This window comes from Yersinia fenwicki, from assembly GCF_043099325.1.
Classification (GTDB): Bacteria; Pseudomonadota; Gammaproteobacteria; order Enterobacterales; family Enterobacteriaceae; genus Yersinia.
Map to the genome: position 1 here is coordinate 2,297,295 of NZ_CP170755.1, position 22,479 is coordinate 2,319,773.

Genomic DNA, 22,479 nt, shown 5'->3' on the forward strand with positions numbered 1-22,479 from the left:
ACTTTAGCGTTAATTGAATCAGTCATATCACAACTGACGAAAACGGCTTTGCACTCCGAAGGTTTCGGAAGTGACATAGCGCTCGACCTGGCGCAAACGTTGCTCTCCTGCCCCCAGTTCATACTCAAGTTGATCAAGAAGCTGGCGCGGCGTCGCCTCGCGATGCTCACTAAAACTGGATGCGGGCGCAGGTTCCAGCACGAAAGTCAGTACGATATAAGCTGCAATGGTGAAAACGAACAGACCAAAGAACAGCGATAACACTACCATCACACGAATCAGCCGCACCGGAATATCAAAATAGTGTGCTAATCCGGCGCAAACACCTTTGATCATACCTTCTTCTGGCACGCGATAGAGTTTCTTCTTACTTAACACGTTATTTTTAAAGTAATTGTTCTTAAAAGAATTGTTTTTAAACATATCGCCCATTATGACTGTCTCCAATTCGGATGTTCAGCATCAAGAATTTCTTCCAATGCCTGGATGCGATCACGCATACGGCGCGCATCGTCAGTTAACTGCGATAGACGTTGCAAATCCTGATGGCTAAGTTGAGCACCGCTCTGCTGGCGATTGCTGTAATGCAGCCATAACCAAATCGGTGCTACAAACAACACAAAAATGGTCAGCGGTATGGCAAGAAATAGGATACTCATTCGTTCCCCTCAATTATATCCGTCATACTTCAAGCTACATGTGTGTTGGCTGCCTTCGTTCACCTCAGTCACTTACTTGTGTAAACTCCTGGGGATTCACTCAGTTGCCGCCTTCCTGCAACTCGAATTATTGGTGTATATATGCTCGCGGATATCCGCATTTTCATCATGACGGGCCGCCTGTATAGCGGCGGCCTGACGAGGTATTTTTCTGAAGTTTAGCGATAACTTATTGCGCTGAATTCATCTTTGCTTTCAGTGCGGCCAGTTGGGTGCTAATTTCATCATCAGCCTTCAGTTCGGCAAACTGGCTTTCCAATGACTTTTGTTTACCAATACCCACAGTTTGAGCCTCAGCTTCCATATGATCAATCCGGCGCTCAAACTGTTCAAAACGTGCCATTGCTTCATCGAGTTTGCCGCTGTCTAACTGACGGCGAACATCGCGAGATGATGCGGCCGCTTGATGACGCAGTGTCAGAGCTTGCTGCCGGGCGCGTGTTTCAGTCAGCTTACTCTCAAGCTCAGTGATTTCATGCTTCATGCGGGTGAGCGTTTCATCAACTGTTGCGACTTCCCGTGTCAAGGTTTCAATCAGTGCCACCACTTTTTGTTTTTCAATCAGTGCGGCACGAGCCAAATCTTCTTTATCTTTGCGCAAAGCTAATTCGGCTTTATCTTGCCACTCTTGCTGCTGACTTTCACAATGCTCAATGCGGCGAAGCAGTTGTTTTTTCTCAGCCAATGCGCGGGCCGATGTTGAGCGGATCTCTACCAGAGTATCTTCCATTTCCTGAATCATCAGCCGCACTAACTTCTGTGGATCTTCGGCTTTATCCAGTAATGTATTGATGTTGGCGTTCACGATATCGGCAAAACGAGAAAAAATACCCATAATTTACATCCTCTTTAACTGATTGGCGTTTGATTGCGCCGATTCACATAATTTCAGTAGAGATATATCAAGAGTCGTGCCAACTTTTTTATAAAGTTAATGGATTGAAAAATAAAACAAAATATTTTTTTGACTGTTTGAAGATAAAATGTAGAGTGATTACTTTAACCAACTATTGGCGAATTTCATCATGAGTGAGCAATTAGAAAATCTGTTAGGCCAAGCCAACTCTTTTGTTGAAGTGCTGGAGCAAGTTTCAGGGCTGGCAAAGCTGAATAAGCCGGTGCTGGTGATTGGTGAACGGGGAACCGGCAAGGAGCTGATAGCCCACCGCTTACATTATCTATCAGGCCGTTGGCAAGGGCCGTTTATTTCACTCAATTGTGCTGCTCTTAATGAAAACTTACTCGATTCAGAGCTGTTCGGTCATGAGGCGGGAGCCTTTACTGGCGCGCAGAAACGTCATCTTGGGCGTTTTGAACGCGCAGATGGCGGCACGCTATTTTTAGATGAACTGGCAACCGCACCCATGCTGGTACAGGAAAAATTATTACGGGTGATTGAATATGGTCATCTGGAGCGTGTTGGTGGGAGCCAGCCCTTGCAAGTGGATGTTCGTTTAGTGTGCGCGACCAATGATAACTTGCCCGCACTGGCCGCCGCCGGGAAGTTTCGCGCTGACCTGCTCGACCGTCTGGCATTTGATGTGGTGCAACTGCCGCCGTTACGTGAACGCCAGCAAGATATCATGCTGCTGGCAGAGCATTTTGCGATTCAAATGTGCCGAGAATTAGGTTTACCACTGTTCCCCGGTTTTACCCCACAAGCTGAACAGCAATTACTGGAATATCGTTGGCCGGGAAATGTGCGGGAACTGAAGAATGTCGTCGAACGTTCAGTATATCGCCACGGTGATAGCAGCAAGGCGCTGGATAACATGATTATCGACCCTTTTGCACGCCAGCAGAACGCAGAGAACGAAGGTATTCAACGCAATGACTCGGATAGCGAAACCGGCAAGTTGCCCAGCTTACCGCTCAATCTTAAAGATTGGCTGCATGATAGTGAAAAACAGATGCTCATACAGGCATTGGAGCAGGCGCGATTTAATCAACGCAAAGCTGCCAGCTTACTGGGGCTAACTTATCATCAGTTGCGTGGCATGTTGAAAAAGCATCAAATATTGGCAGGCGAACAATAAATAAATTACCTATTATTAAAAACGAAGGTTCTGGCTGGAATGTCAGTCGGCACCCTCAATTCCTCGTAAATATTTATCTTTGACGCAAATATTAACTGGGAGGTTAATTAAATATGCAGCCTGCGCAAAACTTGACATCCCTTTTAATACATTACCATTTGTTCTATCATCTGCAATGGCTCCATACCATTTATCATCTATTTTAATATTAATTGCATCAAGAGATATATCATCAGGGCGCCACATAATGCTCGCGTTATAATTTTTAATTACTCTCTTATAAATCATAGTCCCATTATCAATATCGCATTGCGATTTTAAATCCCCTGATTTAGTTGCTAGCACAGGAGCACAAAAAAACACAACAACGCCATAGATAATTAATTTCATAAAACACCCCCCAGGCATTACTAGTCTTATACTTATAAAACGACTATTAGTTTAAACATTTTTTTGTTTCCTTCATCATTCAAATTTATACTCCGCTTGAAGCTAATTGAATCCATACTACCAAAACAGGCCCTAATCATGGGCCTGATTCCCATTCTCAACATCCAGACTCGCATAACATTCAGAGTTGAAGGTAAAATAAAAGCACGATGATAAGGATTCATACTGGCACTCGAGCGTGTTTGCCGATATAGCGGGTTGGTCATGAATCCATCAACGATAATGCTACCCTCCTCTAATAGATATGAGGTTGCAGACATGATTTGTTCAGACAGAACTCTACGATGTGCCATCCATTCTGATAAGTAAGGCGCATAGCGAAAAATACGATGAATCTCCTGTTGAATTTCACTTGCCCCAAGTCGTAATAAAAAGTCCAGGGTATGATCTGCGCTATACATATTAGTATCAGCTCGTATCTGATAAATATAAGCTTTTGTATTACTGGTTATGGTTGTTTGTATGTTTTTTAATACGCGCTCTAAATAATTATAAGCGAAAGCCCTATCAGCCGTAGTAGAAATAAATGCACTATCTGCCAATTGCGGGTAGTTACTACGGCAACTCCTGCCACTAAGATGCTCTAGCACAAGATCATTATCACCTGAAGAATAAAACCCCTTACGGAATATTTCATTATGGTCACGTGTATCAACGCGCCAGACGATATCCGGAGGTTTAGATCTACTATTAAAACTTATCAGACAGAAAACGAGTAATGAAATCATTAACAGATATCGACTCATGATGCCCCCCAATAACATATTAATGTCGTTTTGCTATTCATATATTTCATGTATGAATATAGCAATTAATATATTGACCGCATAATCCAAAATATCTGGGTACATACATGATAAATATCATTATCATTTAAAATTAAATCGTGAACGAGCGTAAGTACACATGTTATTTGAAGGGGAAATGTCAGCGGCAGGCAAAAAAAAAGCCAGCACCCGAGCTGGCTTAAAAAAACACTGGAAGCAATGTGAGCAATGTCGTGCTTTTCTGTCAAAAGCCTGAAACAACTGGCTTTGTCTCGAACAGCAAATAGATGATAATAGTTATCAATAGCACTTGCAATCACTTTGTTGAGAATTTTTCTCATTCCCATACTCATGATGATGGAATCATACACAGACTCAGAGTGAAAAAACTTTTCCGCCAATGATGCATTCACGATTTCTCGGTGTATAAACAATAATTTGCTGTTTATTACTCTCAATTGCTGCAACAAACAGCAGACAGCGCACTTGTTTTACTCAATGGATTGGGAGGCGTGCCAGATTACGGTACACTAAGTGTATTGCTTACTTACTGCGAAAGCGTTTATGCGTGCTCTACTAATTTGGATGCTGTCGCTGGCTTGCCTTGCGACCCCAGCGCTGGCGCAACCTGCCCCAGCAGCTGAACCGACTCAACCTCTGCCGGACATCCGTCAGCGTGGTTTTGTCTATTGTGTCAGTGGGATACTGAATACTTTCAATCCACAGATGGCCAGTAGCGGATTAACTATCGACACCCTTGCGGCACAGCTTTATGACCGCTTATTGGATGTCGACCCCTACACCTACCGGTTAGTTCCTGAATTGGCGGAAAGTTGGCAAGTACTGGATAACGGGGCCACCTATCGTTTTCATTTGCGTAAAGATGTCCCGTTCCAGACTACCGATTGGTTTACCCCTACGCGCAAAATGAATGCTGATGACGTCGTGTTCAGCTTCCAACGGGTATTTGATTCACAGCATCCTTATCATGAGGTCAACGGCGGTGAATATCCTTACTTTGATAGTCTACAATTTGCTGATGCGGTGCAAAGCGTCAAAAAGCTTGATGACTATACCGTTGAATTTAAACTGAAAGCGCCTGATGCATCATTTCTTTGGCATTTAGCGACCCATTATGCGCCGATCCTTTCTGCCGAATATGCAGATGTATTAACCCAAAAAGGTCGACAAGAGCAGATAGACCGCGAGCCAGTGGGTACAGGCCCCTTTTTGTTAAACGAGTATCGGTCTGGGCAATATATCCGTTTGTTCCGTAACAGTGATTATTGGAAAGGTTTGCCACGCATGCCACAGGTCGTCATTGATCTCGGGGCGGGTGGGACTGGCCGTTTATCCAAGTTATTGACTGGCGAATGTGATGTGTTGGCCTATCCCGCAGCTAGCCAGTTATCTATTTTACGCGATGATCCGCGGCTGCGATTAACACTGCGCCCGGGGATGAATGTGGCCTATTTGGCCTTTAATACCCGCAAACCGCCGCTGAATGATCAACGTGTCCGCCAGGCTATCGCCTTATCTATTAATAACCAACGATTGATGCAATCAATCTATTACGGCACCGCGGAAACTGCGGCATCCATTTTGCCGCGTGCATCATGGGCTTATGATAATCAGGCCCAGGTCACTGAATATAATCCGGAAAAAGCCAAAGCAATCCTCAAAGAGTTGGATATTACCAAGCTACAACTCAACTTATGGGTGCCGACAGCATCGCAATCCTATAACCCCAGCCCCTTAAAAACGGCAGAGTTGATACAAGCAGACTTAGCGCAGGTTGGGATTACGGTGAATATCGTGCCGGTCGAAGGCCGTTTTCAGGAAGCTCGTCTGATGGAGATGAATCACGATTTGACACTCTCTGGCTGGTCAACCGACAGTAATGATCCCGACAGTTTCTTCCGCCCACTACTCAGCTGTGCAGCAATCCGTTCGCAAACAAACTATGCTCACTGGTGTGACCCTGAGTTTGATGAGTTGCTGCAAAAAGCCTTACGTTCCCAACAATTATCGGCACGTATTGAATATTATCAGCAAGCCCAACGCATTCTGGAGCAGCAACTGCCGCTATTACCCTTGGCGTCATCCTTGCGGCTACAAGCATACCGCTATGATATTAAAGGTTTAGTTTTAAGCCCGTTTGGCAACTCTTCTTTTGCAGGGGTCTTTCGAGAAAATCAGCTTCGAGAAAGCCAGTCTCACGAAAGCATTCGCGATGAGGGCAAAAAGCCATGATAATCTTCACATTGCGGCGCTTACTACTGCTGTTGATAACTTTATTTATGTTGTCATTGGTCAGTTTTAGCCTGAGCTATTTTACGCCTCACGCTCCCTTGAATGGTGCATCTCTGCTTGATGCCTACCGTTTTTATTTCAGCAGCCTGCTTCAGTGGGACTTTGGTGTGTCCAGCATTAATGGTCAGCCAATCAGTGAGCAGTTGCGCGAAGCTTTCCCTGCCACTATGGAACTGTGTGTTCTGGCCTTTACCTTGGCACTGTTTGTCGGTATTCCACTGGGAATTATTGCCGGAGTAATGCGCGGTAAATTTGCTGATATTGCCATCAGCTCCATTGCACTTATCGGTTTCTCAATCCCGGTATTTTGGCTGGCCCTGCTATTGATGTTGTTCTTTTCACTGCATTTGGGTTGGCTGCCAGTTTCTGGGCGTTTTGATCTGTTGTATCAAGTCAAACCCGTCACCGGATTGGCATTAGTCGATGCGTGGCTGTCACCCTCGCCGTATCGTAAAGAGATGATGCTCAGTGCGGTGCAACATATGATTTTACCCATCACGGCACTGGCCGTCGCCCCCACCACTGAAGTCATTCGTCTGATGCGCACCAGTACCGATGATGTTATCGGGCAAAACTATATTAAAGCGGCGGCAACCCGTGGCTTGTCCCGATTTACAATTATTCGCCGCCATGTGTTGCACAATGCTTTACCGCCCATCATTCCAAAATTAGGATTACAGTTCTCGACCATGCTGACATTGGCGATGATAACCGAAGTGGTATTTAACTGGCCGGGACTCGGTCGTTGGCTAATCAATGCGATTCGACAACAAGATTATGCAGCAATCTCAGCCGGAGTAATGGTGGTCGGTTCGTTGGTTATCGTCATTAACGTATTGTCGGATATTCTGGGCGCGATGATGACGCCGTTAAAGCATAAGGAATGGTATGCCCTTCGATAATGTCTACCGCGAGAAGAAAATGCCCAGCCCGCTGCTGTATACCTGGCGGCTTTTCTATGCCGATGGCTTGGCAATGGTGGGGTTTTATGGCGTACTGGGTTTATTATTACTCTGTGTGTTGGGCAGCACGCTAGCCCCTTACGCTCTCGACCAACAGTTTCTGGGCTACCAGTTACTGCCCCCCTCATGGTCACGTTACGGTAATGTCTCTTTCTTCCTGGGCACTGATGACTTAGGACGCGATATTTTAAGTCGTTTATTAGCGGGCACCGCATCCACTTATGGGTCGGCGCTGTTGGTAACAGTGGCAGCTGCACTGTGTGGCGTGATCCTCGGGGTGTTTGCAGGTATCACCCACGGTTTTCGTTCAGCCATTCTTAATCACGTGCTAGATACACTGCTCTCAATCCCCTCCCTGCTGCTAGCCATTATTGTGGTGGCTTTTGTCGGCCCGAGTTTAGAACACGCCATGTTCGCTGTCTGGCTGGCACTACTGCCTCGCATGGTGCGCACTATTTATAGTGCAGTGCATGATGAACTGGATAAAGAATATGTGATTGCCGCCCGTTTGGATGGTGCATCTACTCCCCATATTTTGGCCTATGCCATTTTGCCGAATATCGCGGCAGTGTTAGTCACTGAATTTACTCGTGCGCTCTCAATGGCGATTTTGGATATTGCGGCCTTGGGTTTTCTCGATTTAGGCGCGCAATTACCCTCGCCAGAATGGGGGGCGATGCTCGGAGATTCACTGGATTTAGTCTATGTCGCACCGTGGACAGTGATGTTACCCGGTGGGGCAATTTTGGTCAGTGTACTGCTGGTTAATCTGTTAGGTGATGGTATGCGCCGAGCTATTAATGCGGGGGTGGAATAATGCCGTTACTGGATATTCGTAACCTCACCATTGAATTTATGACCTCCGAAGGAATGGTGAAGGCGGTTGACCGTATCAGCATCACTCTCACTGAGGGAGAAGTCCGTGGAATAGTCGGTGAATCAGGATCGGGCAAGAGCTTGATTGCTAAGGCTATCTGTGGTGTAAGCAAAGATAACTGGCGTATTACTGCCGACCGTTTTCGCTTTAATGATATTGACCTGTTGCAACTGACACCCCGTGAGCGACGTAAGGTGATCGGCCATAATATTTCGATGATTTTTCAGGAGCCGCAATCCTGTTTAGATCCATCAGAAAGTATTGGTCAACAACTGGTACAAGCTATACCAGGTTGGACTTATAAAGGGCGCTGGTGGCAGCGATTTCATTGGCGTAAACGTCGGGCAATCGAACTGCTGCATCGAGTGGGGATTAAAGACCATAAGGACATTATGGGCAGCTATCCCTACGAACTGACCGAAGGCGAATGCCAGAAGGTGATGATTGCCATTGCACTGGCGAATCAGCCCCGCTTACTGATTGCCGATGAGCCAACAAATGCGATGGAACCTACCACTCAGGCACAAATTTTCCGTTTACTGGCGCGGTTGAATCAAAACAATAACACCACGATTTTGCTCATCAGCCATGACTTACAAATGATGAGTAAATGGGCCACGCGGATTAATGTGTTGTATTGCGGTCAGACGGTGGAAAGTGCTGTTTGTGAAGACCTGTTGGCTTCCCCGCACCATCCTTATACTCAAGCGCTGATCCGGGCGATGCCTGACTTTGGCCGCTCTCTGCCACATAAAAGTCGACTGAATACTTTACCGGGGGCGATTCCGTCATTGGAACACTTACCGATTGGTTGTCGTCTGGGGCCACGTTGCCCTTATGCCCAGAAAACCTGTATCGAAACTCCGCGCTTGCGATTGGTGAAAAACCACGCCTTTGCCTGCCACTTCCCCTTAAATCTGGAGGAGCAATAATGGCCGAGACACTGCTCGAAGTCCGTAACCTGAGCAAAACCTTTCGCTATCGCACTGGTTTGTTTCGTCGCCAGCATGTGGAGGCAGTCAAAGCAGTCAGTTTCACCTTACGCGAAGGTCAAACACTGGCGGTTATTGGTGAAAATGGTTCGGGTAAATCGACCTTAGCAAAAATGCTGTCGGGCATGATTGAACCGACCGACGGTGAATTGCTCATTGACGACCACCGTCTGGTATATGGCGATTATGCTTATCGCAGCCAACGTATTCGCATGATTTTCCAAGACCCGAGTACCTCGCTTAACCCGCGTCAACGTATTGGCCAGCTATTGGATGCTCCGTTAAAGCTGAATACCGATTTAGATGCTGCCGCACGCGAACAGCGAATCTACCAGACTTTACGCCAAGTCGGGTTGTTACCGGATCACGCGAATTACTATCCACATATGTTGGCCTCAGGTCAAAAACAGCGTATTGCGCTGGCGCGGGCATTGATTCTGCAACCAAAAGTAATTGTTGCCGATGAAGCCTTGGCATCACTGGATATGTCCATGCGTTCACAGATTATTAATCTGATGTTGGAGTTACAGGAAAAGCACGGCATATCCTATATTTATGTGACCCAACATTTGGGCATGATGAAGCATATCAGTGACCAGGTGATTGTGATGCATGAAGGGGAAGTTGTAGAGCGCGGTAGTACCGGCGAAGTGCTCGCGGCCCCCTTGCATGACTTAACTAAACGATTGATTTCCAGCCATTTTGGTGAAGTACTGACCGCAGATGCCTGGCGTCGAGATAGCGCAAATTTCTAACCACCCAGAATTAATGTGACATTGTCACGTCATTTGCAAACAAACCTGCCTCCGCGATCATCTGGTCGCGGAAATTTTATGATCCTATATGAAGTTAATCACAAAACTATTGATAGTTCAGTGAGTGAAGGGTTTACCGCACCTCGGGGCACTTCAGTCGCTTACGCACTTGTATTTGAAACTAAGAGCGACCCCAGCGATACGATTCCCCTTCATTTGAATTCGTCAGCAGTCTAATACCCTCGTTAGCCAGTTATTAACTAACGTAACAACATTTTTGTTATATATAATAATATGTTATTACTTTTAGTTATGGATTATGGTTTAACATTATTTTATCTCGCCAACTCAATCAGCAATGATATCCACTGTGTTCTTTCCATAAAACAACAGGATATCTTGCCGATGTTGAACCTCCGCACTTTTCATAACGCCCAGCCAGATACCGCAATACCCATCTTGTCCAGTATTCATCTGTACCTGTCGCCTGAAGAGGTGATTCATTCACCTTTAACTTTGGCGCGTTGCTGCCCCTAACGGAGGTTATTATGGTGCAATTTAGACGACAAGATAATGCGCATTGGTATCATGAAACTCAACGCAGTGGTGGTGCTTTTCCACCACAAATTGCCGACGAAAATGACACAACCAATACTGGCAACATCGGCAATCCATATCAGAGTGGCTCCCCGCTTGAGCAAAGCATTTTTCTGCTCGGCTTAGCCCACAATATTCCGCTGGCACTAACTCACTCCCTGCAGCATTACTCTGCTATTTTATCTGCCTCAGATGCCATGTACCTGGCGCTTTTCCCTGCGGTTATCGAGCTAAATTACGAGAATACATTCTCGCTCTATGACCGATTAAGTAGCGCGTTGACTGTCGCACAAGTGACCGGAATTCAACGTTTATGTAGTCACTATGCCGCCCTCCTCACACCACTTTCCAGCCCAGATGCCTCGCGGGAAAGTAATATGCGGCTGACACAAATTACCCAATATGCACGACAACTCGCCAGCCAACCGACAATGATTGACCGACATGCGTTGCAACAACTGGCAGAGGTCGGACTAACAGATGCAGATATTATTGTTTTATCGCAGATAATTGGTTTTGTTGGATTTCAGGCCAGAGTAGTCGCCGGTTTTTCTGCCCAAGCGGGCTATCCAACCGTCATGCTCCCCGGCTTCCCACGAATGGAGGATGCCCCGTCAGCCCTGTTATTGGAAAGTGAACCACAGTGGCAAGGTTGGCTGCCTTCGCTGGCGCAAACCGACTCCGTTACAGCCGAGGACACCTCAATAGCTAGCGAGGTGACACTCAACGAGTTGCTTTCACACCATCAAGAGAGTTTGTCAGCCTATAGCGCGATTACCGCTCAGTTGGACAACCCAGATCGAGTCCCCGCTGACTGGCAGGAATGGGTGTCATTGGTCAGTGCCCGCATCAATGGCAGCCTCTACTGTCAGGCTCGTCATCAGCATAAGTTGCAACAATTGAGTGAAGATAGCGCATTATTAGCTGCGCTACAGACCGGAGTCGATCAGGCTTTAGCAGCACAATCTCGCGAGCAAATATCCCACCAGCTTATCTCTGTTACGGCCGAGCTGACCCGCGCACCAGAGCGCTTTAGCCACCAACATATTAGCCCGTTGCGGGCGATAGGCCTCAGTGATAAACAGTTGCTGGGTATTATCTTCAGCGCCGCCTCGGCGGGATGGACTAACCGGTTACGCCACACTCTCGGGCAAACGATTTAAATTCAGCGCTGACCTCAGTTATTCCGTCTCGTGGGAAGTCAGCCACTCTTGGGCTACGTCAAAGAAGTGCTGGGCCAGCGGTGTTACCCGCCCTGGTTCAGCCACCACGACCGCAGCATGCCGACTCATTTTAGGAATATCCACCGGCCTTCGCAGTAATGCCGGAGACATCTCTGCCAGCAAACTTCCTTGAGGGAATAAACCACAGCCCAAGCCAACAAAAATCCCTTGTAGCAACTGAAATATTGATGTGCTTTCCAGCCGAGTATGCAGTGATAACCCTGCTTCGCGGAAACTATTATCCAAATAACGTCGGAAGTAACGGCTAGGCTCTGTCAGACAGAGTGGCAATGCCGCGACCTGAGAAAGTGCCAGTGGCTCGGTGCCTATCAACTGAGGGAAATGCTCGAGATGAAACACCACATCAATCCCGCTATCGACCAGCGGTTGAGCTTGAAAATGCAGCTCATTGAGTATGGTCAGTTCAAAAAAACCTATGCCTACATCAACCGAATGACCAGTTAACGCTTCCAACAATTGATCTGCGCTTAACACCGAGACCCGGAAGTCAAGATGAGGATAGCGTTCACCGGCGCTTTTCAGTAATCGTGCCAATGAGATACTGCATTGTGGCACCACGCCAATACGCAATGTACCATTCAACCCATTTTTAAGTGACTCGACTTCCAATTTTAGCCCCTGATAAACAGAGACAATCTCTCTGGCCCACGATAATACGCGCTCACCTTCTGCGGTAAATCCTTCAAAGTTATTGCCACGGTTTATGAGTGCAACGCCCAGCTCCCGCTCCAGATTTTTCAAGCGCATCGACAATGTTGGCTGACTCACAAAACTGGCTTCAGCTGCTCGGCCAAAATGCCGCTCGCGCTCCAAATTACAGAGATAGATAAGCTGTTTGATATCCATACATATTCTCAGATTTTCATGATTCCATGCAGTATATCATCGCGTCTGCATCCGTGTTTTGCCGTGTTGTTGTTTTTACCGGCCAAAAATTTACACAACTCTCTGATCCAGATCTCACTTCACTGCCCAACCCAGGCATTTGCCTGGTTAACATTTAATCTTTTTTTGGATAATTTCAGATTTTCACCCATATGCATAATAATGATTTATCCATTTACATACATGCAACGATATGAACCATAAAATAGCCAAATAGTAGAATATATCACTAATTAAAATCAGTTCAGCTTTTAATCAAAACAAAAATTCGCCAAACAGCGAAAACATAAACGTTAATACTGCATAACATTTGCAACATAGCTTTATCGCATTGAGTAAGATATATGTAACCGGATATTACAAAAGCCTTGTCTCGTTGACAAAGATAGTGAACATTAACCGCCGCAAAACATCTTATAACAACGCAAAAGGATGCCATCTCGCGCATTCACTTTTGTCTTTCCTGTCATTTATGGCGGATAGTGAAAACAGAGGTTTCCGTGTCTTTCCGACGTGTGGGAGAGGAGCATGAGGTGCATGTTGATGTGCGGGTTATTTGTGCCACCCAAAAGAATTTGGTGGAATTAGTACAGCGTGGCGAATTCCGCGAGGATCTCTATTACCGCCTTAATGTATTGACTATCACTTTGCCGCCTTTGCGTGAACGTCAAGCAGATATCATGCCACTGACAGCACTGTTTGTTGCGCGGTTCTCTGATGAACAGGGTGTGCCACGGCCGAAATTAGCGCCTGAGCTGAGTAGTTTTCTGACCAATTACGGTTGGCCAGGGAATGTCCGCCAACTGAAAAATGCGGTTTATCGTGCTTTGACCCAATTGGAAGGGGCTGAGTTACGGCCACAAGATATCGTCTTGCCGGAGTTTGAGGTTGAAGCGGCTCTGGGAGATGAAGTGCTTGATGGTTCGCTCGACGATATTAGCAAGCGTTTTGAACGCTCTGTTTTAACTCGGCTTTATCGTAATTATCCCAGCACACGTAAACTTGCTAAGCGCCTTGGTGTTTCCCACACCGCTATTAACAGCAAACAACAATCAACAACCACCAAACGATAGCCAGCCTGAAATCAGCATGAATGCTTTCAAGCAACCGAAGGCTTTTTACCTGATCTTCTCTATCGAGCTTTGGGAGCGTTTTGGTTATTACGGCCTGCAAGGGATCATGGCCGTCTATTTGGTGAAAATGCTCGGGATGAGCGAAGCCGACTCTATCACCTTGTTCTCATCCTTCAGCGCACTGGTTTATGGTTTTGTTGCCATTGGTGGCTGGTTAGGAGATAAAGTCCTCGGTGCAAAACGCGTCATTGTGCTGGGTGCACTGACGCTGGCAGTGGGTTATGCCATGATAGCCTACTCCGGTCATGACATTTTTTGGGTCTATCTGGGTATGGCAACTATTGCAGTTGGTAATGGTTTGTTCAAAGCCAACCCATCTTCCCTGCTGTCAACCTGCTATAACAAAGACGATCCGCGTTTGGACGGTGCATTTACTATGTACTATATGTCCGTCAATATCGGTTCGTTCTTCTCTATGCTGGCGACCCCGTGGTTAGCGGCAAAGTATGGCTGGAGCGTCGCATTCTCACTGAGCGTTGTCGGGATGCTGATCACTCTGGTGAACTTCTGGTTCTGCCGTAAATGGGTGAAAAATCAAGGATCTAAACCTGATTTTGCTCCATTACAATTTAAAAAACTGCTGATGGTCTTGGTTGGTGTCATCGCCCTGGTTGCATTGTCAAGCTGGCTGCTACACAACCAAATAGTGGCACGCTGGGCATTGGCTCTGGTTTCTGTCGGCATTATTTTTATCTTTGCCAAAGAGACATTCTCACTGCACGGCACCGCACGTCGTAGGATGATCGTCGCATTTCTGCTGATGCTGGAAGCGGTGGTGTTCTTCGTCTTGTACAGCCAAATGCCAACATCACTGAACTTCTTCGCTATTCATAACGTTGAACACTCTATCTTTGGTATTGCCTTTGAGCCGGAACAATATCAGGCATTGAACCCATTCTGGATTATGGTTGCCAGCCCAATACTGGCTGCCGTCTATAATAAAATGGGCGACCGCCTGCCAATGCCGCACAAGTTTGCTTTCGGTATGGCGCTCTGTTCCGCAGCCTTCCTGGTGCTGCCGTGGGGTGCAAGTTTTGCCAACGAACACGGCATTGTTTCCGTCAACTGGTTAATCCTCAGCTATGCGCTGCAAAGCATCGGTGAACTGATGATTTCAGGTCTGGGTCTGGCGATGGTCGCACAACTGGTACCTCAGCGTTTAATGGGCTTCATCATGGGGTCATGGTTCCTGACCACAGCTGCAGCTGCGCTGATCGCCGGTAAAGTTGCCGCGTTGACCGCGGTACCAAGTGATATCACCGATGCCCATGCATCACTTGCTATCTATAGCCACGTGTTTATGCAGATTGGTATTGTGACGGCTATTATCGCAGTTCTGATGATGCTCACCGCACCAAAACTGTATCGCATGACATTGGCGCCAAGTGACAGTAACAAACCATCTCCTGCCGCAGTTGCTTAATTTGCTGGCTGGCTAAGAGCGCTCCTTCGGGAGCGCTTTATTTTTTGATTTCTGCAGGCTGTCAGTTATTTGACCATACTGCCAACTGATATCCATCAGGATCGGTGAAGTGGAAACGCCGCCCACCCGGGAAAGCAAATATCGGGATGACAATCACGGCACCCGCCTGTTCCAAACGTTTTTGCATCTGTTCTAAATTATCAGCATACAGAATGACAAGTGGCCCACCATTAGGCTTAACTTCGCCTAAGGTGAATCCCCCCGTCAATCGACCATCGGTAAACTCACAATAGCTCGGCCCATAATCAGTAAAGCGCCAATCAAAAACCGTCCCGTAAAAACCTTTTGAACGGGCGATATCACTGACAGCAAACTCTATATTGTCGATACGACTATCATTTCCCTGAATACCCATGATCTACTCCTGTGATTAACTCATCAAATAGCATTGCTGATTTATCTTATTCATTCTCTGTAATTATGTCTGCACCGCCACGCAACACCAATGTGAATAACTCCACACTCTTGGTGTACAAAAAATAAACTATACTCAATTTATATCGCAGAGCATTACTCCCTATCTCAGGTTGATACACGTCTGTTGTCTGCGGCCAATATCCGATCAGGAGGTGATTTATGATCAACCATGTTTGGGGGCTTATGACCCATCCCGGTCAGGAGTTTCAGCAAATCAAACGTGAAGGCGAAAGTGTACGCCACATGTATGCTCATCACATTCTCCTGATGGCGGCTATCCCTGTGATTTGCGCATTTATCGGCACCACACAAGTCGGTTGGAATTTTGGTGATGGGCAGACCATAAAACTGATACCCCTCACCGCACTCTATTTCGCTGTCATTTTTTACGTCTTGATTCTGGCTGCGGTAGCACTGATGGGCCGTGTGATTTACTGGATGGCGCGCCGCTATGAAAGCCGCCCTAGTTGGCAGCGCTGCACCTTATTCGCCGGTTATGCTGCCACGCCAATGTTGCTGGCCGGAGTGGTCGCCCTCTACCCAATGATCTGGTTGTGTTTATTAGTCGGGGTGATTGCACTTTGCTATGCCGGCTACTTGATGTATCTGGGCATCCCCACCTTCCTCAATATTGATCGGCAAGAAGGTTTTATCTTCTCTGGTTCTACCTTTGCCATCGGAGTGCTGGTATTAGAGTTACTTCTTGGCCTGACCGTTTTACTGTGGGGCTACGGTTCGCGATTGCTGTAATTCACTAAAATAACTGCGGTGCCACGCTCTTGGTATTATTTTGCTGAGAGCGGGCGCTAATTCGCCATTTGAAGTCATTAACAGGCTTTTATCGTGATTAATGTCGCCCAGATCGCAATCTCTTACATCTCCATTTAAGATAAAGTTGTACACTAAGTAAGACTGAGGCAAACAAGGCAAAAAAAATGAAAAAGCTGACATTAAAAGAAATGACCGAAAGTGAGCAACGTGATGTCAAAACGCAACTCGATAAAGCCAGGATAAATTTAGGAAGGGCATTAACCAACTCAGAACAAAATAAAGTGAAAGACGAAGCCATAGAAAAAATCATGAACGCCCGCGAACAAGTCGCAAAATTAACCCGCGTAGAAAGAAAAACCAAAAAAACAGCACCAAGCACCACCACTTTTAGCTGGTCTGCCTCGATCAGCACACGTCCACCACGGTAATAATCTCCACTGACAGAAAATAACTGTCATAGATGGCCTACAGTGGGGAAAATATACTGCTGTAGGTTAGCTTCTCACTTCCTGCATAATTATATTACATTGCACTAGCTGTATTTTTTGTCTGCCTGTCTTAGGATTAATGGAAGCTTTTTTCTTTCAGTATGCTATTAAGGAGTTTGTGATGAAATTGTTCTATAAACCCGGTGCCTGCTCTTTGTCTCCCCATATTGTGTTACGTGAAGCGGGACTAGACTTCAGTATTGAAAGTGTCGATTTGGCGACTAAAAAAACTGAAACGGGTGAAGACTATTTACACATCAACCCGAAAGGACAAGTGCCTGCTCTGTTACTGGACGATGGAAGTCTGCTCACTGAAGGTGTGGCCATTGTGCAATATCTGGCAGACAAAGTGCCTGATCGCCACCTGATTGCACCATCAGGTACCCTTTCCCGCTATCACGCCATTGAGTGGTTAAACTTCGTTGCGACTGAATTACATAAAGGTTTCAGCCCGCTGTTTAACCCGAAAACGCCAGATGAATATAAAGCTATCGCCCGTGAACGGCTTGATAAGCAATTCAGCTATGTTGATAGCGTATTAGCAAAACATGATTATCTGTTGGGCTCAAAATTCAGCGTGGCCGATGCTTATCTCTTTACCGTAACCCGCTGGGCAACTGCACTGAAACTTGAAATTAAGCAGCGTAGCCATTTAGATAAATATATGGCGCGGGTAGCAGAACGTCCGGCAGTCAAAGCGGCACTAGCTGCAGAAGATGTGAAGAAATAAGAAAGTCACTCATTTGAAGTGCCCCTAAATACGGGGCACTTCATACCAAGATTATAATTTCGTCGCAGTAAAATGACAGGAAGGGTTAACAATAGCGTCCTGTGCCGCAACTACCTGAAGTTCATATTCACCCATCTGCTGAGTTTTCAACATCACTTCATATACCGCAGCCGTTACATGCTCCAGTGCTTTATCCAAAGGTTCACCTTTAAGTAGATTTACCAGCAATAACCCACTGGTCAAATCACCCACACCCACTGGCTGGCGTGTACCAAAATCTACCAGTGGACGGCTGATGTGCCAGGCATCATCCATAGTCACTAATAACATTTCAAAACAGTCGAGATGATAACCGGCACGGCTCAAATGCTTAACCAGAACGATTTTCGGCCCTTTCGCACAAAGGTCGCGGGCGACTTTTACCGCTTGCTCTACATTGTCTACCTGCACGCCGCTGAGTTGTTCCAGTTCAAGCAGATTCGGCGCAATGATATCACTGGCAGGTAATGCTTCGTTGCAGAAGAACTCTGCCACACCGGGTGCCACGATACACCCTTTCTCTGGATGTCCCATGACCGGGTCACAAAAATACCACGCGTTTGGATTGGCCTGTTTCACCCGCGCGACAGCTGCCAATATATGACCACCTTGCTCTGGTGAGCCAATATAGCCACTCAATACAGCATCACAGTCTTTAAGCCGGTCAATATCGGCAATACCTTGTACAATTTCAGTCAGATGGCTGGCGGGCATAACACATCCCGTCCAGTGACCATATTGCGTATGGTTCGAAAACTGAACGGTATTTAACGGCCAGACATTAACACCCATCCGGCGCATAGGAAATTCAGCCGCGCTATTACCTGCATGGCCAAAAACAACGTGTGACTGAATCGAAAGAATATTTTTCATTGATACGGCCTAAAGTGAATAAACCATTAGCAAAAAAATAAGGGACATATCTTGCCCCTTATTTTCTTTTACCCTTACAGCCAGCTAATCAGGCAATAATGTTTTTTACCGCGGCGCAATAAGGTATAGCGGCCAAATAGACGATCGGCATCCGTGAAAGCGTATTCCGGATCAGATTGCTTCTCACCGTTAATCGCTACCGCATTCGAGCTAATCATGGTGCGAGCCTGGCCACGAGAAGGTACCAACTCCGCATTGACCAACGCTTGCTGCAAATCGGCGTCACGAGTCAGCTCAATGGTCGGCATACCATCTTGCGCCAGTTGAGCAAAGTCAGCTTCTGTCATGTCGTTTAAATCACCGGAGAACAAGCTGGCAGTGATACGTTTTGCCGCAGCCAGACCCTCTTCGCCATGCACCATACCGGTGACATTTTCGGCCAATACGTACTGAGCGCGCGGCGCTTTACCACTATTTTTATCTTCTTCTTCCAGTGCATTAATCTCTTCCAAACTCATGAACGTAAAGAATTTCAGGAAGCGATAAACGTCAGCATCTGCGGTATTGATCCAGAATTGGTAAAATTTGTAAGGGCTGGTTTTCTTCGGATCAAGCCACACCGCACCACCTTCGGTTTTACCGAACTTGGTGCCATCTGCTTTGGTAATTAATGGCACAGTCAGGCCATAAACCTGCTGCTGGTGAAGACGGCGGGTTAAATCGATACCAGAGGTAATATTACCCCATTGGTCAGATCCCCCGATTTGTAGTGCAACACCGTACGCTTTATTTAGGCAAGCAAAATCATAAGCCTGTAACAAATTGTAGGAGAACTCGGTAAATGAAATACCGCTATCGTCGCGATTTAAACGCTGTTTAACGGCTTCTTTGTTGATCATCTGATTAACAGAGAAGTGCTTGCCAATATCACGCAGGAACGTCAGTACATTCATGCCACCGAACCAATCGTAGTTGTTGGCCGCAATAGCACTATTCTCACCGCAATCAAAATCCAGGAATGGCGAAACCTGTCGACGAATTTTCTCCACCCACTCGTTCACCGTATCTTCGGTATTCAGCTTACGTTCGCTGGCTTTGAAGCTTGGGTCACCTATCATACCGGTCGCTCCCCCCACTAAAGCAACCGGGCGATGCCCTGCCAGTTGGAAGCGCTTTAGGCATAACAATGGAACCAGATGACCCAAGTGCAAGCTGTCTGCGGTTGGATCGAAACCGCAATACAGTGAAATTGGCCCTTGCGCCAGTCTCTCTGCTAACGCGTCTTCATCCGTAACCTGGGCAACGAGGCCCCGCTCTTGCAATTGTTTAATCAGGTTGCTGCTGGTCATCAACGACTCCATTGTTTTTTACAAAATTGTTTTTACAAAAATTTGTCTTTTACGAGGTAACGCGGATTTATACCGTAAATAATTCGAGTTGCAGGAAGGCGACAATTGTGCAAGTTCTCAGAAGCTTACTCAAGTAAGTGACTGGGATTAACGAAAGCAGTCAATGCGCATGCAGCTTGAAGTATGACGGGTATAGAATAAAGCGCCCGCAGCACAAGCGCTAGGATTTCATCACTCTTACGGCGCTAAACGGTCAATTTTCCAAGCATTTGTATCCCGCTGATAGATAAATCGGTCATGCAGGCGGTGTTCGCCTCCTTGCCAGAACTCGACAGAGTCGAATTTAACCCGGAACCCCCCCCAAAAACTGGGCAGTGGCACATCACCTTGTTGGAATTTTTGCTTAAGCTCGAGAAATTTGCTTTCCAATACACCACGAGCCGAAATCCGTGAGGATTGCTGGGATACCCAGGCTCCAATTTGGCTATCTTTGGGACGAGAACTGAAATATTTCACTACTTCGAGGGTGGAAAGCCGCTCGGCTTTGCCAAGGAAGATGACTTGCCGGTCAAGCATATGCCAAGGGAATAATAAGCTGACGTGTGGGTTTTCAGCTAATTGTTGCGCTTTGCGACTGCCTAAGTTGGTATAGAACACCAAACCTTGGTCATCATAATGCTTTAGCAGCACAATCCGCTGATAGGGCTGTCCGTTGGCGTCCACTGTTGCCACACACATGGCTGTTGGATCAGGTAAACGCGCATCACAGGCTTGTTTTAACCAGCGCTCAAACAATTCCAATGGATTTTCGGTTAAGTCGCTGCGGCGTAGACCGCCACGAATATATTCACGGCGCAAATCTGCAACATCAAATTCATTATTGTCAGTCATATAAGCTCGGTATGGCACAGGAAAGCTGTGATTATCATTTTGCCCTCACAGCGGCAGAATCACAATCACCCTGAGCCGACAACAGCCTGATTACTTGATCAAAGTATTTATTTTATCAACATACAGTCATTGATAATAACTTTTTCGTCACGCTCAACAAAAGCCGTATTGCCCTTCGACCAGAAAGTGTAGCGGTTGTCACTGTACTTGGCCCCGGAAGCAGCACGGACTTGCGGCAAGGTAAGCTGTTTACCGTCTAGCACTAAACTGACTTTATCCTGCTTATTATCTTGCATGACTGTTAGCTTGGTACCACCACATTGGTAATGCAAAGTTTCGTTTTTTGGCTGCACCAAACTGCATCCCGTGAGCAACAATACTGCCGCTGTACCTAATACTGCCGCCGTGCCAAATAGAAATTTCATTTTTGCCGTCCTTATTGCGTGGATAAGCCACCCCAGTTTATAGCAGATTAGCACCCTCATCGTGAGGATACAGGATAGACTGCTCCTAAAATGGTCTCGCAACTGGCTCCGGTCACCGAGGGCAAATTACCCGATTTACCGGACAAGGTTCGAAAAGCCAACCAGGCGAATGCCAACGCTTCCATATCATCGCCACTGACACCAAAATCATCGGTGATACACACTTCGGTACCCGGCAATAGTCTTGACATCCGTGACATCACTAATGGGTTCCGCGCTCCGCCACCACAAACCAGCAGTCGTTCACACCCCCCTGCCAACTGAACTTGTTCAGCAATGGAGAGTGCGGTCAGCTCTGCCAATGTCGCCTGGACGTCTTCAGGTTTGATACCCGGAATTTTATTCAATTGTTTATCCAGCCACCCGGCATTGAAATACTCGCGACCGGTGCTTTTCGGTGCTGGTTTCGCAAAATAGGGATCGCTGTACATCAGTTCCAACAATGGCTGATTTACCTGACCCGATAGTGCCCAGGCAGCATCCTTATCATAAGGTAGCGAACAATTACGCCAAATCCAGGCATCCATCAGCATATTCCCCGGCCCAGTATCAAAACCGCGCACCGGCAAATCAGGTAGTAGCATAGATAAGTTCGCGATACCGCCAATATTCAGCACCATGCGCCGTTCCGTGGAATGCGCTAATAAAGCATGATGGAAGGCCGGAACCAGTGGCGCGCCCTGCCCGCCATAAGCCATATCCCGGCGGCGAAAATCCCCTACAGTGGCAATTTTTGTCATGGCAGCAATACGATTATTGTCACCTAATTGCATGGTAAAGGCCGGTTCACCCAACGGCTCATGCCAAACCGTTTGCCCGTGACAGCCAATTGCCGTGATGTCTTGTGCTGTCAGCCCCGCTTTGGCCAGCAGTGCCAGCACCGCTTCAGCAAATAGTATTCCTAATTGCGCATCGAGTTTACCCACAGCAGATAACGTGGTTGACTGACCTTGGCACATGCCGAGAATGTCTTTTTTTAACTGAAGCGGCATCGGGTGACAATAACTGGCCTGCTGAGCCACCATGCGCTCATCAATAGCGGCCAGAACAACATCGATGCCATCCAGACTGGTTCCCGACATCACCCCAATAAAACGGCCTGATTTCATAGCAATGACCTTATTTCCCATTGTGGGACAAAATGGCAACGAGATTTCACCCAAATCACGTCAGAATAATAAAATTAACACCATGAAAAGATATACTTTTTTAAGTGTATACCG

The 22,479-nt window shown here is 46.7% G+C and carries 25 protein-coding genes; 12 read left to right on the forward strand and 13 right to left on the reverse strand.

Translation table 11 applies throughout. From position 1 onward, the window contains the following. Window positions 1-27 precede the first annotated feature (27 nt). The 3 genes from pspC to pspA all read right to left on the reverse strand — a co-directional run bounded on the left by pspC (window position 28) and on the right by pspA (window position 1,554). Complete coding sequence (gene pspC, locus ACF3VQ_RS10565; protein ID WP_392435305.1) at window positions 28-432, reverse strand: envelope stress response membrane protein PspC; 405 nt, start codon at window positions 430-432, stop codon at window positions 28-30. Continuing rightward, a complete protein-coding gene (gene pspB, locus ACF3VQ_RS10570) occupies window positions 432-659 on the reverse strand; it encodes an envelope stress response membrane protein PspB (protein ID WP_392435306.1) in 228 nt (75 codons plus the stop codon). The genes pspC and pspB overlap by 1 nt, the downstream gene beginning before the upstream one ends. 229 nt (window positions 660-888) lie before the next feature. After that, window positions 889-1,554: a phage shock protein PspA gene (pspA, locus tag ACF3VQ_RS10575; protein ID WP_392435308.1), complete on the reverse strand. Its 666-nt coding sequence runs from the start codon at window positions 1,552-1,554 to the stop codon at window positions 889-891. A 190-nt stretch (window positions 1,555-1,744) separates the two neighbouring features. Here pspA and pspF point away from each other — a divergent pair, with 190 nt between their 5' ends. Beyond that, entirely contained in the window at window positions 1,745-2,755 is a 1,011-nt protein-coding gene (gene pspF / locus ACF3VQ_RS10580) for a phage shock protein operon transcriptional activator (protein WP_392435310.1), read from the forward strand. Between the two features lie 42 nt (window positions 2,756-2,797). Here the strand turns inward: pspF and ytxB are convergent, their stop codons facing one another. Further along, a complete protein-coding gene (gene ytxB, locus ACF3VQ_RS10585; protein ID WP_392435312.1) occupies window positions 2,798-3,145 on the reverse strand; it encodes a putative AB5 enterotoxin binding subunit YtxB in 348 nt (115 codons plus the stop codon). A 32-nt stretch (window positions 3,146-3,177) separates the two neighbouring features. Then, window positions 3,178-3,951, reverse strand: coding sequence for a putative AB5 enterotoxin ADP-ribosylating subunit YtxA (gene ytxA, locus ACF3VQ_RS10590; protein WP_392435313.1), 774 nt, complete (start codon window positions 3,949-3,951; stop codon window positions 3,178-3,180). Between the two features lie 585 nt (window positions 3,952-4,536). On the opposite strand from ytxA, the gene sapA reads away from it, so the two are divergent. The 5 genes from sapA to sapF are packed head-to-tail and all read left to right on the forward strand — an operon-like array spanning window position 4,537 to window position 9,871. Next, window positions 4,537-6,225, forward strand: coding sequence for an ABC transporter substrate-binding protein SapA (gene sapA, locus ACF3VQ_RS10595; protein ID WP_392435315.1), 1,689 nt, complete (start codon window positions 4,537-4,539; stop codon window positions 6,223-6,225). Beyond that, window positions 6,222-7,187 carry a putrescine export ABC transporter permease SapB gene (gene sapB, locus ACF3VQ_RS10600; protein ID WP_392435317.1) on the forward strand — a complete coding sequence of 322 codons (966 nt, stop codon included), beginning with the start codon at window positions 6,222-6,224 and terminating at the stop codon, window positions 7,185-7,187. The genes sapA and sapB overlap by 4 nt, the downstream gene beginning before the upstream one ends. Further along, a complete protein-coding gene (gene sapC / locus ACF3VQ_RS10605; protein ID WP_005169515.1) occupies window positions 7,174-8,064 on the forward strand; it encodes a putrescine export ABC transporter permease SapC in 891 nt (296 codons plus the stop codon). Before sapB ends, sapC begins: the two co-directional genes overlap by 14 nt. Continuing rightward, on the forward strand, window positions 8,064-9,056 hold the full coding sequence (gene sapD, locus ACF3VQ_RS10610; RefSeq protein ID WP_392435319.1) for a putrescine export ABC transporter ATP-binding protein SapD: 993 nt from the start codon (window positions 8,064-8,066) through the stop codon (window positions 9,054-9,056). Before sapC ends, sapD begins: the two co-directional genes overlap by 1 nt. Further along, window positions 9,056-9,871, forward strand: a complete 816-nt coding sequence (gene sapF / locus ACF3VQ_RS10615; RefSeq protein WP_392435321.1) for a putrescine export ABC transporter ATP-binding protein SapF — start codon at window positions 9,056-9,058, stop codon at window positions 9,869-9,871. The genes sapD and sapF overlap by 1 nt, the downstream gene beginning before the upstream one ends. Before the next feature lie 348 nt (window positions 9,872-10,219). Here sapF and ACF3VQ_RS10620 read toward each other — a convergent pair whose 3' ends face one another. Beyond that, the gene (locus ACF3VQ_RS10620; RefSeq protein ID WP_392435323.1) at window positions 10,220-10,345 is read right to left on the reverse strand and encodes a hypothetical protein; all 126 of its coding nucleotides are present in this window, start codon (window positions 10,343-10,345) and stop codon (window positions 10,220-10,222) included. Window positions 10,346-10,419: 74 nt separating this feature from the next. Here ACF3VQ_RS10620 and ACF3VQ_RS10625 point away from each other — a divergent pair, with 74 nt between their 5' ends. Further along, window positions 10,420-11,631, forward strand: coding sequence for a CMD domain-containing protein (locus ACF3VQ_RS10625; protein WP_392435325.1), 1,212 nt, complete (start codon window positions 10,420-10,422; stop codon window positions 11,629-11,631). An 18-nt stretch (window positions 11,632-11,649) separates the two neighbouring features. Here ACF3VQ_RS10625 and ACF3VQ_RS10630 read toward each other — a convergent pair whose 3' ends face one another. Next, complete coding sequence (locus ACF3VQ_RS10630; RefSeq protein WP_392435327.1) at window positions 11,650-12,558, reverse strand: LysR family transcriptional regulator; 909 nt, start codon at window positions 12,556-12,558, stop codon at window positions 11,650-11,652. A 476-nt stretch (window positions 12,559-13,034) separates the two neighbouring features. Here ACF3VQ_RS10630 and ACF3VQ_RS10635 point away from each other — a divergent pair, with 476 nt between their 5' ends. Both ACF3VQ_RS10635 and dtpA read left to right on the forward strand, forming a co-directional pair. Beyond that, window positions 13,035-13,670: a TyrR/PhhR family helix-turn-helix DNA-binding protein gene (locus tag ACF3VQ_RS10635; protein WP_392435534.1), complete on the forward strand. Its 636-nt coding sequence runs from the start codon at window positions 13,035-13,037 to the stop codon at window positions 13,668-13,670. Between the two features lie 16 nt (window positions 13,671-13,686). Next, window positions 13,687-15,153, forward strand: a complete 1,467-nt coding sequence (dtpA, locus tag ACF3VQ_RS10640; protein WP_392435329.1) for a dipeptide/tripeptide permease DtpA — start codon at window positions 13,687-13,689, stop codon at window positions 15,151-15,153. 61 nt (window positions 15,154-15,214) lie between these two features. Here dtpA and ACF3VQ_RS10645 read toward each other — a convergent pair whose 3' ends face one another. After that, the gene (locus tag ACF3VQ_RS10645) at window positions 15,215-15,568 is read right to left on the reverse strand and encodes a VOC family protein (RefSeq protein ID WP_392435331.1); all 354 of its coding nucleotides are present in this window, start codon (window positions 15,566-15,568) and stop codon (window positions 15,215-15,217) included. A 221-nt stretch (window positions 15,569-15,789) separates the two neighbouring features. Between ACF3VQ_RS10645 and ACF3VQ_RS10650 the strand changes: the two genes are divergently transcribed. The 3 genes from ACF3VQ_RS10650 to gstA all read left to right on the forward strand — a co-directional run bounded on the left by ACF3VQ_RS10650 (window position 15,790) and on the right by gstA (window position 17,619). Continuing rightward, window positions 15,790-16,380, forward strand: a complete 591-nt coding sequence (locus ACF3VQ_RS10650) for a Yip1 family protein (RefSeq protein WP_392435333.1) — start codon at window positions 15,790-15,792, stop codon at window positions 16,378-16,380. A 185-nt stretch (window positions 16,381-16,565) separates the two neighbouring features. Continuing rightward, window positions 16,566-16,829: a DUF3811 domain-containing protein gene (locus tag ACF3VQ_RS10655; RefSeq protein WP_392435335.1), complete on the forward strand. Its 264-nt coding sequence runs from the start codon at window positions 16,566-16,568 to the stop codon at window positions 16,827-16,829. Window positions 16,830-17,010: 181 nt separating this feature from the next. Next, window positions 17,011-17,619, forward strand: coding sequence for a glutathione transferase GstA (gstA, locus tag ACF3VQ_RS10660; RefSeq protein ID WP_392435337.1), 609 nt, complete (start codon window positions 17,011-17,013; stop codon window positions 17,617-17,619). A 51-nt stretch (window positions 17,620-17,670) separates the two neighbouring features. Here gstA and pdxY read toward each other — a convergent pair whose 3' ends face one another. From pdxY to anmK, 5 genes are all read right to left on the reverse strand, one after another. Next, on the reverse strand, window positions 17,671-18,531 hold the full coding sequence (gene pdxY, locus ACF3VQ_RS10665; RefSeq protein ID WP_392435339.1) for a pyridoxal kinase PdxY: 861 nt from the start codon (window positions 18,529-18,531) through the stop codon (window positions 17,671-17,673). 74 nt (window positions 18,532-18,605) lie between these two features. Then, the gene (gene tyrS, locus ACF3VQ_RS10670; RefSeq protein WP_392435341.1) at window positions 18,606-19,880 is read right to left on the reverse strand and encodes a tyrosine--tRNA ligase; all 1,275 of its coding nucleotides are present in this window, start codon (window positions 19,878-19,880) and stop codon (window positions 18,606-18,608) included. 237 nt (window positions 19,881-20,117) lie between these two features. Then, complete coding sequence (pdxH, locus tag ACF3VQ_RS10675; protein WP_392435343.1) at window positions 20,118-20,771, reverse strand: pyridoxamine 5'-phosphate oxidase; 654 nt, start codon at window positions 20,769-20,771, stop codon at window positions 20,118-20,120. Window positions 20,772-20,878: 107 nt separating this feature from the next. Continuing rightward, entirely contained in the window at window positions 20,879-21,196 is a 318-nt protein-coding gene (locus tag ACF3VQ_RS10680) for an MliC family protein (protein WP_392435345.1), read from the reverse strand. Between the two features lie 56 nt (window positions 21,197-21,252). Beyond that, complete coding sequence (anmK, locus tag ACF3VQ_RS10685) at window positions 21,253-22,365, reverse strand: anhydro-N-acetylmuramic acid kinase (RefSeq protein WP_392435347.1); 1,113 nt, start codon at window positions 22,363-22,365, stop codon at window positions 21,253-21,255. Window positions 22,366-22,479: the final 114 nt, after the last annotated feature.